Annotated in this window: 9 protein-coding genes and 1 pseudogene; 9 read left to right on the forward strand and 1 reads right to left on the reverse strand. The window is 43.6% G+C overall.

The window, feature by feature from the left end; translation table 11 throughout:
• The first annotated feature begins 228 nt into the window (after window positions 1–228).
• From HMPREF0666_RS07565 to HMPREF0666_RS07605, 9 genes and pseudogenes are all read left to right on the forward strand, one after another.
• The gene (locus tag HMPREF0666_RS07565; protein WP_009011795.1) at window positions 229–1,098 is read left to right on the forward strand and encodes an alpha/beta hydrolase; all 870 of its coding nucleotides are present in this window, start codon (window positions 229–231) and stop codon (window positions 1,096–1,098) included.
• Window positions 1,099–1,321: 223 nt separating this feature from the next.
• The gene (locus tag HMPREF0666_RS07570; RefSeq protein WP_009011796.1) at window positions 1,322–2,446 is read left to right on the forward strand and encodes an acyltransferase; all 1,125 of its coding nucleotides are present in this window, start codon (window positions 1,322–1,324) and stop codon (window positions 2,444–2,446) included.
• A 2-nt stretch (window positions 2,447–2,448) separates the two neighbouring features.
• On the forward strand, window positions 2,449–5,973 hold the full coding sequence (locus tag HMPREF0666_RS07575; protein ID WP_009011797.1) for a 1-acyl-sn-glycerol-3-phosphate acyltransferase: 3,525 nt from the start codon (window positions 2,449–2,451) through the stop codon (window positions 5,971–5,973).
• Window positions 5,974–5,988: 15 nt separating this feature from the next.
• Window positions 5,989–7,248, forward strand: a complete 1,260-nt coding sequence (locus tag HMPREF0666_RS07580; protein ID WP_009011798.1) for an alpha/beta hydrolase-fold protein — start codon at window positions 5,989–5,991, stop codon at window positions 7,246–7,248.
• 9 nt (window positions 7,249–7,257) lie between these two features.
• A complete protein-coding gene (locus HMPREF0666_RS07585) occupies window positions 7,258–7,488 on the forward strand; it encodes a phosphopantetheine-binding protein (protein WP_009011799.1) in 231 nt (76 codons plus the stop codon).
• Window positions 7,478–8,797, forward strand: a complete 1,320-nt coding sequence (locus HMPREF0666_RS07590; protein ID WP_009011800.1) for a class I adenylate-forming enzyme family protein — start codon at window positions 7,478–7,480, stop codon at window positions 8,795–8,797. The genes HMPREF0666_RS07585 and HMPREF0666_RS07590 overlap by 11 nt, the downstream gene beginning before the upstream one ends.
• 673 nt (window positions 8,798–9,470) lie before the next feature.
• A pseudogene (locus HMPREF0666_RS07595) lies at window positions 9,471–10,161 on the forward strand (IS30 family transposase).
• 186 nt (window positions 10,162–10,347) lie between these two features.
• Window positions 10,348–10,935, forward strand: a complete 588-nt coding sequence (locus HMPREF0666_RS07600) for a hypothetical protein (RefSeq protein ID WP_009011803.1) — start codon at window positions 10,348–10,350, stop codon at window positions 10,933–10,935.
• A gap of 67 nt (window positions 10,936–11,002) precedes the next feature.
• The gene (locus tag HMPREF0666_RS07605; protein ID WP_009011804.1) at window positions 11,003–11,590 is read left to right on the forward strand and encodes a hypothetical protein; all 588 of its coding nucleotides are present in this window, start codon (window positions 11,003–11,005) and stop codon (window positions 11,588–11,590) included.
• Between the two features lie 250 nt (window positions 11,591–11,840).
• Here the strand turns inward: HMPREF0666_RS07605 and HMPREF0666_RS07610 are convergent.
• Window positions 11,841–12,827, reverse strand: a 987-nt coding sequence (locus HMPREF0666_RS07610; protein ID WP_009011805.1) for an IS1380 family transposase, incomplete at its 5' end; no start/stop codon positions are given.

Here is a 12,827-nt window from a genome sequence, read left to right on the forward strand (position 1 = left end):
CCAAAAGGGTAGGGAAGTGGACACTTGGAATACGCCAAATAGTTGGAGGATATTATGCTACATCGGTTGTATGTGGGAGGAGATAAAAAGGATATGACGGCTAAGTGGATTGGATGAGATACATCAAGTCGGTTGGATATTAGTGTCGATTAAGTTGGAGAAGATTAACCAATAACTTGTCAACTCATCTACCTATCAACTCGTCAACTCCACAAAACAAAGTTAGAAATGAAGAAGTATTATATGCTTATCGTAGTGGCATTGTTCTTTTCTCTCTGCACTTTTGCACAGAAGGAGAAGCCACAGCGGATTAATATATGGCAAGGAACGGCGGTTGGAAAGACTGTTATGATGACGCCATACTTGGCAAAAGACAAGGGAAATGTTGCCGTTATTGTTTGTCCGGGTGGTAGTTATCTGTGGCATGACATGGGGGCTGAGGGTAAGGATGTGGGCGAGTGGCTGCAACACAATGGTATCTCGGCTTTCGTTCTGCACTATCGGACGGCAGGCGTAGGGGCTTTCATGACTCCTTATCGGTATGTCTTCCGTGGCAATCGATACCCTGATGCACTCAATGACCTGCAACGTGCAATGCAATATGTCAAGGCACATGCCGAGGAAATGGGCATTGATGCCTCGCATGTGGCAGCTATGGGCTTTTCAGCGGGTGGTCATCTGGTGATGTCGGCAGCTGAGTTGTTACCCCGAGAGCAGCGCCCGTGGTTCGTTGTTCCCGTCTATCCCGTCGTCACAATGGTTGAACCTTGTGTCCATAAGCGTTCCCGTCGTGCCCTATTAGGCGACAGTCGGTTGCGCAATAAGCAGTTGCGCGATTCACTATCCTTGGAGCGTCATGTGCCGAAAGACTGTCCGCCAGTGTTCTTAGTCAACTGTAAAGATGACCCCATCGTGCACTATCACAATTCAGAACTGCTCGATTCGGCACTCACCCGACAGCATGTGCCCCATCGTTACATACAATATAAGACGGGTGGACACGGCTTTGGAGCTTCCAACCATAAGGGAACGGCAGAGTGCCGACAGTGGAAAGAGGTGTTCATGACGTGGTTTCGCAGACTGGAGAAGCGTCGTTGACAGGGTCAGCTGCCGTAATACAAGAAATTACAAAGCCTTTGTAATAAGATTACAGACGCCTTGTAGAAGTATTATAAGCGGCTTGTATTTTCCGGAAAGACCGAGAATGCATTGCAAAAGACGTGATAAGGACATCTACAAAGGCGCAGAACAGATAGTTCCATACGTATGGGACACATAAGAGAGACAACCTTTTAAAGAACAATTAAAGATATATACAACAATGGAGAAGACACAGTTTGATGACATCCGACCGTACAATGCAGAGGAGATTCCGGCTGCTATGGTACGCATAGCCAATAGTTCTTCCTTCCCACTCCTTGCCTCTTACGTCTATCCGGACGAACCTTTAGAGGCTGTTCGCAAGCGTATTGCAGGCTACAAGACCGTGCGTGATTTCCAAACGGAGACGATGCGCATTGTCAATGAGCGGGTTATAGAGCACAGTATTAAGGAGTTCACGTGTTCGGGAATTGACAAACTGAGCAGGGAGAGGCACTATCTCTTCGTGTCTAACCATCGTGACATCATGTTAGACTCCAGTTTGCTGCAGTATTACTTTGTTACGCAGGACTTTGAAACAACTGAAATAACCTTCGGAGCCAACCTGATGATTAATCAATTAGTGATAGATATCGGTAAATGTAACAAGATGTTCAAGGTAGAACGGCCTGGAAACAACATCAAAGATTTCTATCGTAGCTCCCGACATCTGTCTGATTACATTCGTTATGTCATCACTGAGAAAGGCGAATCGGCATGGATTGCCCAGCGAAACGGTAGGACGAAGGATGGTAACGACGTCACTGACCAGGGTATTATCAAAATGTTCTGCATGTCATGTGCCGAAGATAAGATCAAAGCCATCGATGATTTGCACATCGTGCCTATTGCTGTGTCTTACGAGTGGGAGCCTTGTGACGTGCTTAAGACGCTCGAACTCTATGAATCACAGTTCTCTAAATATACCAAAAAGCCTGGGGAAGACCTCAATAGTATCCTCACGGGCATCGTACAAGAGAAGGGACGCGTGCACTTTGAACTATGTGAACCCCTCTCTTATGCTGAACTTTCAAAGTTTGATGGACTGACAAATAACGATTATCATAAGCAGGTGGCACGCCTGATAGACCGTCGTATCCGTGCTGCTTATAGGCTTTATCCAAACAATTACATAGCCTATGACCTGCGATACGGTACAACAAAGTACAAACACTGCTACACCGTGGCAGAGAAAGAAGCGTTCCTTAAACGCCTGCAGACGCTGGAACAGTATGACACCTGCGACGTTGACAAGCTCAAAGACATATTCCTGGGGATTTATTCGAACCCGGTAAACAATAAATAAGGATGACAGAAACAATACTGAAGCTATATGATTATCTGCGACAACACCGCCTTGTGGGGCTGGTTTCGTTCGTCGTTGTTACGCTGTTGCTGACTGTTTCAGTGCTACGGTTGGGTTATAAGGAGGATATTGCCGACTTTCTACCCGTGGATAGCAACCATCATAATGCGCTGAAGGTGTATCAGGACATATCAGGAGCAAATAAAATCTTTGCCGTTTTCCAGTATCGGGACACGACAAAGAGGGATGCTGACGCTATGGTGACGGCTGTTGATGCCTTTGTTGATGAGGTTCAACGGGCTGATACGGCGCATATCGTGCAGAACATGACGTCACAAGTGGACTTGGAGAAGATGACTTCCGTGACGAACTTCGTCTATCAGAACATCCCATACTTCCTTACTGAGCATGATTATGCCCGTATGGACAGTGCTCTTCGTAGTCCCGGATACGTTGAAAAGCAGCTTCAGCAAGACAAGCAGATGCTGATGTTCCCTGCTGGTGACATCCTTTCGGACAACATACAACGTGACCCACTGAACCTCTTTACGCCTGTTGTGCAGAAACTTCAGCGTTCGGACACGGGCTTGAAGTATGAACTTTATGACGGACACATCTTCTCTCCAGATATGCAACGTGCCATTGTGATGATTGATTCACCCTATGGTGCAAGCGAAACGGAGAACAATACGCAGCTGATTAACATGCTGCAGGGATGTGGAAAACGGGCACTGGCACACGCAAAGAACCTTGATGTACACATTATTGGCGGTCCGGTGATAGCCGTTGGGAATGCTTCCCAGATCAAATCAGACAGTATCCTCTCGGTAATCATTGCCGTAACGCTTATTATGGCACTGTTGTTGTTCACGTTACGCAGTGTCCGAAACATTTCACTCATCGTTCTTTCCATTGCTTGGGGATGGCTCTTCGCCATGGGAGGGTTGGCTTTGTTTCATGACAGTGTGTCTATAATCGTCATCGGAATCAGCTCTGTTATACTCGGTATAGCCGTCAATTATCCGCTACACTTCATTGCTCACCTCAGTCATACACCTGATAAGAAACGCGCATTGCGTGAGATTGTCATGCCGTTGTTGGTGGGTAACGTCACAACTGTTGGTGCTTTCCTTGCCCTTGTACCGTTACAGTCGGTGGCATTAAGGGACTTAGGACTCTTCAGCTCCTTCCTTTTGGTTGGTACAATCGTCTTTGTTCTGGTTTATCTGCCGCATATCACGAAGGAAACAAAGGAGGTTAAGCACACTTTCCTCGACCGTTTGAGTGATATCTCATTGGAGAATAAGCCCGTATTCGTGGCTATTGTCATCGTTCTGACGCTGGTTTTCGGCTATTTCAGCTTCCAAACACGGTTTGATGCAAACATGTCTAACATCAATTACATGACCGATGAGCAGAAAGAAGACATGGCTTACTTTCAGAAAATGATGACAGTGAACGGCGGATATCAGAAGGTTTACGCCGTAACAAGTGACTCCACGATGGACGGAGCATTGGAGAAGAGCCAGCGTTTGCAGCCCTCTTTGGACCGATTGGTACGTGAAAAGGCGGTGCATGACTATTCTTCTTGTAGTCAGTTTGTCGTGTCGAAGGCTGAACAGAAGCGCCGTTTGGCGCTGTGGGAGAGCTTTATTGAACGCCACAAGACCGAGCTTACGACGGCACTTCGTACTGCCATGCAGGCGGAAGGCTTTGCTCCTGACAGCTTCAACGACTACTATTCACTGCTTAGCAAGCGTTATCAGCCACAGCAACCAGCTTATTTCGCTCCGCTGACAACGACCCTTTTCGCTGGAAACATCAGTATTGACAAGGCGGAAGGACGGTATAACATCGTCAATGTGCTCTCTGTTAAGGACAAAGATATGCCACAAGTGAAGGCGAAACTGGCTGATAAGGACTGTTTTAGCTTTGATATTATGAGCATGAACAGTGCCATTGCTAATCATCTTTCTAATGATTTCAATTACATTGGCTTTGCTTGTGGACTGATAGTGTTCCTCTTCTTGTGGCTTTCCTTTGGTAATCTGGAGCTGGCTTTACTCTCTTTCGTGCCTATGGCAGTGAGCTGGTTGTGGATATTAGGTATCATGTCACTGTGCGGAATGCAGTTTAATATTGTCAATATCATCCTTGCCACGTTCATATTTGGGCAGGGTGACGACTATACTATCTTCATGACTGAAGGGTCAATGTACGAGTATGCGTATCGAAGAAAGATGCTTGCATCGTATAAACACTCGATAATTATCTCAGCATTGATAATGTTTATCGGTATTGGAACGCTCATCATAGCACGTCATCCAGCACTCCATTCACTGGCAGAGGTGACCATTGCGGGTATGTTCTCCGTTGTTTTGATGGCCTATATCTTCCCTCCACTGATCTTCAACGTCCTTGTTAAGACACGTGGAGCATACAGACGCCGACCGCTAAGACTGAAGAATCTTGCCGTGATGGGCTATTGTGCCGCCGTCTTCTTTAGTCAGTTGATAACGGTTTACGTGTTGGGATTCATCCTCTTTGGGCTTTTGCCGCAGTCGGAGAAGCGTCGACTATGGTTCAGAAGATACCAACAGCGGCTGTTCTTGTTCGACTTACGTCATATTCCAGGCGTCAGATTCCGTGTTGAAGGGATAACAAAGGAGACCTTCGGTACGGCTTCCATCATCGTTTGTAACCATCAGTCCATGCTCGATTCGGCTGTCTTCATGGCGTTAAGTCCGAAGACTATCCTCGTCTCTAATAGTAAGGTGAGTCGTAATAGGGTCATCCGAAAGATCTATCAGTGGAACGGTTTCATTACGTTAGACGATAAAAGCGCTATCAATGATGAACTTGTAAGAGACTACATAGCCCACGGTTACAGTTTGGTGGTGTTCCCTGAGGGTAAACGTAACGACCGTTCAACCATTAGTAGGTTCCATAAAGGGGCATTCCTATTCGCAGAACGTTATGGACTTGACATCCAACCGTTCATCATTCATGGGCTTAACGTGGTTCTACCACGCAATAGTTTCCAGGTTTTCACGGGCTCTATCATGGTAAAAGGCTATGAACGGGTGCGTCAGGATGGGCATACCACTTACTCAGAGATGACCTCCCGTGTGCATGCTTTCTATAAAAAGGAGTATGAGCGACTGGCACGTGAGATTGAAACGGCAACCTATTTCGCCCCACTTGTTGAGGATCGGTATTGCTATAAGGGTGTGGAAATCTATCGTTCAGTGCATAAGAACATCAAACGGAACGACTGTTTCACACGTTGGATAGACACTTCTGAGAGCTCTTCTGCTGTCTTGATAAAGAACAACGATAATGGTGAGTTTGCGCTTCTCTATGCTTTGGTGCATCCATCAGTGCTTGTCACGGTGCTGGAAGAGGATGAAAGCAAACGTGCTCTGCTCACTTATTGTGCCAAGGGGATAGCCGATAACCTTCAGGTTACAGACCATGTGGACATGAAAGAGGCAGAGGAAGCAGGAATAAAGATTATAAGTTTATGATAAAACGCAGGTGATATGAAACAGATTTTATGTACATTCATCCTTTCATTTGCCGCCCTTGTGACGTCAGCACAGACGGTTTCAAACAAGAAGATGCCGTTCGTGGACGCCGACAGGACAGTCACTTTCCGTTACGTTAACAAACAAGTGAAGCACGTAACGATAGAAGGTTCGTTCCCAAAGTCTATGTCTATGGCGGGGAAAGACGGTGCATGGGTTTATCGGACAGCACCTCTCCCGTCGGAGATGTACACCTATCGTTTTGCAATAGGTGGTAAGAAGAAGGTTACAGACCCACTGAACCCGAACGTGGTATGCGATATTGACGACTCGTTGAGTTACTTTGTTGTGGGTGGATACCCTGGTTCTTTCTACATGGATAATAATGTTTCGCATGGTACGGTGCAGCAGTTGTGGTATCATTCGGAGTTCGACAAGAATATGAAACAGCGCCGACTGTCGGTGTATCTGCCTGCTGAATACAAGCAGAACCCACAGAAACGTTATCCGGTTCTGTATCTTCTGCATGGTACAGGAGGTGATGAACTGGCATGGTTGGGCATGGGTAGACTGGCACAAATCATGGATAACATGATTGCTCAACACAAGACAGTGCCGATGATTGTCGTCATGCCGAACGGAATAGCCGAACAGGACGCTGCTCCAGGGCACAGTCCTTACATGAAAACAAAGGCTTTGCACGTGAATGTCTCCTCATGGTTGGGACGTACAGAACGGGCTTTCCCAGTGGAGGTGATGCCCTTTATTGAACACCAGTTCCGAACTTTGAACGACAAGAAGCACCGAGCAATAGCCGGACTGTCAATGGGCGGATTACACACAATAGCTATTACGGCGAACAATCCCGACCTTTTCGATTACGTTGGACTCTTCTCTCCGCAGTCTGTGAGCTTCCTTACCGATGGAAACATCAAGTCGTTGAATAAAGTCACACGTGGATTGGATAAGTTTATGGCTAAGATGCCGTCGCTGTGGCAGCAGGGATACGACGAAAAACGGCCTCTTCTGACGGATGTTGACATGTATAAGGACCTCGACAAGAAGCTGCAACGGGAGTTTCAGAACCCTCCTGCACTTTATTATATAGCTATTGGTAAGAGTGACCCGTTGAAGCCCTTTGTTGATAAATACCGTTCAAGACTCTCGAGAATGGGCTGTATCTATATGTATAATGAGACTTCTGGCGGGCATACATGGGAGAACTGGCGCCGTTACTTACTAAACTTTCTCCCTCGATTATTCACGAATAAATAAGTAAAAGATATGAAAGAAGAGATTCGTAAGAGATTAGAAGAGGTGTTGCCAATCGTAGATTTCGATTCAGATTTCCTTTTTCAAGAACTTGATTCGCTTGGAATTACGACGATTCTGATGACACTTTCGGATATGTATGGTATTGAATTAGACCGTAAAGACGTGACACCAAAGAACTTCAAGTCGCTTGATAGTCTGGTGGAACTTGTAAAAACAAAACTCAGCGAGAATGCAAATTGAGGATAAACTACGGCAGTACGCTGAACAGCAACCCCATAAGACGGCACTTATCTGTGGTGATGTGGCCTACACCTATGGGCAACTGTGGCAGGATGTGACGGCGAAAGTGGATGCTATGGGGGATGTGAAGGGACGATTGGTGCCCCTCATTGCTACGTCAACAGCCGACTTTCTCATTACATATTTTGCTGTTCATGTGGCTGGAGCAGTGGCAGTTCCGTTGCATAAGGACCTTCCGAAGAGTAAGCTGGACGAATATTCAGCACGTCTTTCACAGGGTTCTGCACCTGAAGGGGTGGCTGATATCCTTTTTACTACGGGTACTACGGGCAATGCCAAGGCGGTGATGATTAGTCATCAAACGATATGGGCGAACGCTGAAAACCTTGTTTTTTCACAGGGATTTAGCTCTGATGTGACGTTTATCATCAATGGTCCGCTAAATCATATCGGTAGTTTGTCGAAGGTTTACCCAACGATTTATGTCGGAGGGACCATCCATATCATCGACGGAATGAAGGATATCAAAGCTTTCTTCGATGTTATAGACCGTACGGAGGGGAAGATTGCAACGTTTCTTGTACCTGCTGCCATCCGAATGCTTATTACGCTGTGGGCTAAGGAGCTGAAGAAGGTTGCTCAGAAGGTGGACTTCGTTGAGACGGGAGCGGCTCCAATGGCTGCCTCGGATATGCGAAAATTCTGTGAGTTGCTACCTATGAGTAGACTGTTTAATACTTATGCTTCGACGGAAACGGGTATTATCGCTACGTATAACTTCAACGATGGCGAGTGTCTTGCTGGTTGTGTGGGACGGGCTATGCGCCATGCTCAGTTCTTCATTACGCCTGATGGGCACGTTGCCTGCAAGGGATTGACGCTGATGACGGGCTATTGGGAGGACGAAGAGGCTACGCTGCGTGTGTTGCAAGACGGTGTTGTGACGACAGCCGACTTGGGTTTCGTTGATGATGAAGGGCGTTTGCGCCTGCAGGGTAGGGGCGATGACACCATCAACGTGGGTGGATATAAGGTGGCGCCGTCTGAAGTGGAGGACGCTGCGTTGGCTTTTCATGGCGTGAAAGACTGTATCTGCGTTCCTGCTGAGCACCCTGTGATGGGTACAGTGGTGAAGTTGATAGTCGTACCGCACACCGATTACGATAAGAAACAGTTGATTCTGTTCCTTAAAGAGAGACTCGAAGCCTATAAAGTGCCACTCCTCTATGAAGAGTCTACTGCTATCCGTCGTACATTCAATGGCAAAATTGATCGTAAGTCATACGTTATTACATCAAGAAATACTTGATGCTTTCTGGCATTTCAGTCTTTTTCATTGCCACAATGTTAGCAAAACTGTATTATGAAATCTTGTGTCTGTAAGTTCTTCTCTTGTTCTCTTCGTGTAAAAAAACAGTATCTTAGTGTTCATCTGTTAGAGCGTGTGGAAGCTAATAGGTCTTTTGATCTGTGATGAAAAACTACAACAAAAGAATACAAGTTTGTTCTTATATCAAGAAGGTAGAAACTGCAGGAATTGATTTCATAACTATTTATAAATCAGATGTTTGTATTCATGAAGAGAAAAGGGCCTTGTCAAGACCCAAGAAGGGCGTCTTCAAGCCTCAAGAAGGGCATATTCTTGGATGCAGAAGGACGTCTTCTTAAAGCTTAATGGGCATGTGTTAGTTGTAAGCAAGACGAAAATAGTTTACATATTGATTATTCATGGGTTATAGAGGGACTGTCCTTTAAATGTGCAGATAATTTTCATGAAGTCTATATAAATAAGCTGATGTTATGTGTCTTTACGCAAGTTCAACATAGAACTGCAATCTCAAGTGCTGATGTAGCTTAATGAACTATACCTGAAAACACAGAGGGGCTTGGGGGCGAGCAGCCCCTGTGAGTGGAAAAACAATGAGCAATGCATAAAAAAAGGAGACCTCTGTCTCCCAAAGATTAATTAATTTTGCATTGCAATGTACAAACAATTAACCTCGGAGCAAAGGTACACAATTTCTGTGCTACTCCAAAATAGAACGAGACAAAAAGATATTACCGAGGCAATAAATGTAAGTACAAGTACAGTGCCTCGCGAGATAAGACGTAATAGTGGAGTCAGAAGACACTATAATTGGGAAACTGCTCAAGCAAATGCAGTACAAACAAGGCGCAGAAAGCCAGGCAATCGTTCAGTCGACAAGGATGTCATGGAAGAAGCGAAACGCCTTCTTGTTACCGAGCAATGGTCTCCAGAACAAATATCTGGTGTATTGGCTAAGGACGGCAAATATATTATGTTGTTTATGAGAAAACTTAAAAAGGGGAAAATGCCAAAGAACTGGCACGGACTGTAATACACTTACTATCTCCATTCAAAGAGCATGTTAAGTCTATTACAACTGACAATGTTACAGAATTCGCTTGTCATGAAATGATAGCCAAAAGCCTTGGTGCTACCATCTATTTTGCTGACCCATACGCTTCGTGGCAGAAAGGGGCTATAGAAAATGCTAACGGACTGATTAGGTAATACGTACCCAAAACAGATACGTTTGAACATGTCAGCCATCAACAAGTCACAATGTATTCTAAGAAAATAAACATGAGACCAAGAAAGAAATTAGAATTTAAACACCACATGAGTGCTTTTACGAACTAATTAAGTAAATTTGTACTTGCTTGTTGAATTCACGTTTTAAAGTTTTACTAAAAGTAATGTCTTAACAGCTTTAGGAATGGTATTTTTAAAGGACATGTTAGCTGCAGTAGAAAATCCCTTGCTAAAAAATGCCATCAAAGAGTATATGAATTGTTTAGAAGAAGAGAATAAAGCAAGAGCTAAAATATTAGAGTATGAAGAAGACATATAATAGAATAAATAAAGGATGCACAACACTGTTCTTGCTATTATTTGCGCTTACAATAGGTCTTGTTACGTATGAAGTGAGTAATGCAAGGTTAGTTTATGTTGACTTAAATAAAGATGGGAAATTAACAATGAGTTCTGTACAAGGTGCAAGAGGTACAGCTATTACTCTACGCCTAATAACTATCAACAATCTTTATGATGTAAAAACGAGAAAGCATATAGAGGAGGCTTATTTCATTTATAATTGGGCTCCTATTATAGGGTTACAACGTAGATTCTTTTTAGATAAGGAGAAAATTAAGAATAGTGATAAAATCTATTTTTATTTGTATGAAGGCGAATTCTTGCTACCTGATGCGTGTTTTGGATTAATGGCAGACAAGGAACCATCAAAAGCTTATTTCTATACAGATATTGTTAGATTCTCTATCTCTTACTTTTTTCTTTTATTTGCATTCTCGACTATACTATTTGAATGGTTTGAGAAAAAATATCTTGATAAGAAATTATCTATAAACCAATGGATTGGTAAACTTTTACTCTTCTGGTTCATCCTTTTCATTGTATATTAAAATGTTTTCAAAGAGTATATGGACTGTTTAGAAGAAGAAAATCAAGCAAGAACTAAAATATTAGAGTATGAAGAAGACATATAATAGAATCAATAAAGGATGTACGATTCTGTTCTTACTATTATTTGCGCTTACAATAGGTCTTATTACGTATGAAGTGAGTAATGCAAGGTTAGTTTATGTAGACTTAAATAAAGATGGGAAATTAACAATGAGTTCTGTACAAGGCGCAAGAGGTGAAGATATTACCCTACGCCTAATAACTGTCAACAATCTTTATGATGTAAAAACGAGAAAGCATATAGAGGAGGCTTATTTCATCTATAATTGGGCTCCTATTATAGGGATACAACGTAGATTTTTTTTAGATAAGGAGAAAATTAAGAATAGTGATAAAATCTATTTTTATTTGTATGAAGGAGAATTCTTGCTACCTGATGCGTGTTTTGGATTAATGGCAGACAAGGAACCATCAAAAGCCTATTTCTATACAGATATTGTTAGATTCTCTATCTCTTACTTTTTTCTTTTATTTGCATTCTCGACTATACTATTTGAATGGATTGAGAAAAAATATCTTGATAAGAAATTATCTATAAACCAATGGATTGGTAAACTTTTACTCTTCTGGTTCATCCTTTTCATTGTATATTAAAATGTTTTCAAAGAGTATATGGACTGTTTAGAAGAAGAAAATCAAGCAAGAGCTTAATGACAGAGTGGAAGATATATAATACCTCAATTCCGCAGCATTATTCTTTGTGAGGTACTTTTATATATTGAAGCGATATTTTGGGATTAATCCATTGATTTGGGAATTTTCCAGGGTTCTTGGTTCTTGCTTAGGCATGAAATCCCCCACCCAAACCAATGGGGAAGTATGAAAAACCACAAAGAAATGCTGCTTATTCAAGGAATACTTCAGAATAGTATGTTTTGTTTGTATACAGGTTCAGAACGTTCTGCCTTCCCGTTCGCACCCATTTTGCTGGAACGCTGACAAAATGCAGGATAAAGGCTTTCAGTCTGCTTGTCTTTTTCAATGGCTTGACCTTTTCGCTGATATGACGGACGAGATAGAGATAGAAGTTCTTCAGCATGGCGATAACCATCATGAAAACCATATTCTCAGCCATAAAGGAAAATGGCAGATGTGACCATCCAAAGTCATTGTTCTGTATGTCGAAGTTCTTTTCACTTGCCCCACGCTCATTATAGAATGTAATGATGTCTTTCTCGGTAGACACCCAGTCATTGGTGAGGATACAGCGGTGTGTGTATATTACTCCGAACATATCCGTCCGTTGCTTGCCATCCTTGTCTTTCAAAGGACTACGCTGTACGACAAGTCTGTATGACTTTCCTTCTATCAAGCTGTCCATGCTGATGGATGTGACATCGCATTTCTCATAGCCAATCTCAACGTTTTTCCATTCCTTCAACTGTTGGAAATTCTCGTAGCGACTGCCGCAATTGGCAGCGCGAATGTAGAACGTGTTGCAGCGCTGCTCTACGGTTTGTATGATTTCCTTTGAGAACGACCCGCAGTCAGCACGGAAACGCTCTATTACCACACCAAGTTCTGAGGTTACACGGTCCATAATGCGACGGAGCGTGTCTTCCTGATGGAATCTTACATTGGTGTTTCCGTCACGATTCTCACCTCCGACTATGATTCCTCCAATGGAAGCCCAACCAGGGAAATAGCCAAAATCCTGCTTGTAGGAATACTTTGCATCGAACTTGTGGGCAGGAACAAACTGGTGGTCAAAGTCCAGGTCAACATGACTGCCCACCTTTATAAGCCCCATTCTCCGTATCATCCGTAATAGTAAGGTGTTCAGCTTCTCTGCCGTGTTGAAACTGTAAGACTTGCCGGAGGTTTCGCTCTT

Source organism: Prevotella sp. C561 (genome assembly GCF_000224595.1).
Classification (GTDB): Bacteria; Bacteroidota; Bacteroidia; order Bacteroidales; family Bacteroidaceae; genus Prevotella; species Prevotella jejuni.

Coding starts and splice junctions, on each gene's coding strand:
- HMPREF0666_RS07580 (WP_009011798.1), top strand. CDS start 5,989: ATGAAACAGATTTTATGTACATTCATCCTTTCATTTGCCGCCCTTGTG.
- HMPREF0666_RS07585 (WP_009011799.1), top strand. CDS start 7,258: ATGAAAGAAGAGATTCGTAAGAGATTAGAAGAGGTGTTGCCAATCGTA.
- HMPREF0666_RS07565 (WP_009011795.1), top strand. CDS start 229: ATGAAGAAGTATTATATGCTTATCGTAGTGGCATTGTTCTTTTCTCTC.
- HMPREF0666_RS07605 (WP_009011804.1), top strand. CDS start 11,003: ATGAAGAAGACATATAATAGAATCAATAAAGGATGTACGATTCTGTTC.
- HMPREF0666_RS07575 (WP_009011797.1), top strand. CDS start 2,449: ATGACAGAAACAATACTGAAGCTATATGATTATCTGCGACAACACCGC.
- HMPREF0666_RS07570 (WP_009011796.1), top strand. CDS start 1,322: ATGGAGAAGACACAGTTTGATGACATCCGACCGTACAATGCAGAGGAG.
- HMPREF0666_RS07590 (WP_009011800.1), top strand. CDS start 7,478: ATGCAAATTGAGGATAAACTACGGCAGTACGCTGAACAGCAACCCCAT.
- HMPREF0666_RS07600 (WP_009011803.1), top strand. CDS start 10,348: ATGAAGAAGACATATAATAGAATAAATAAAGGATGCACAACACTGTTC.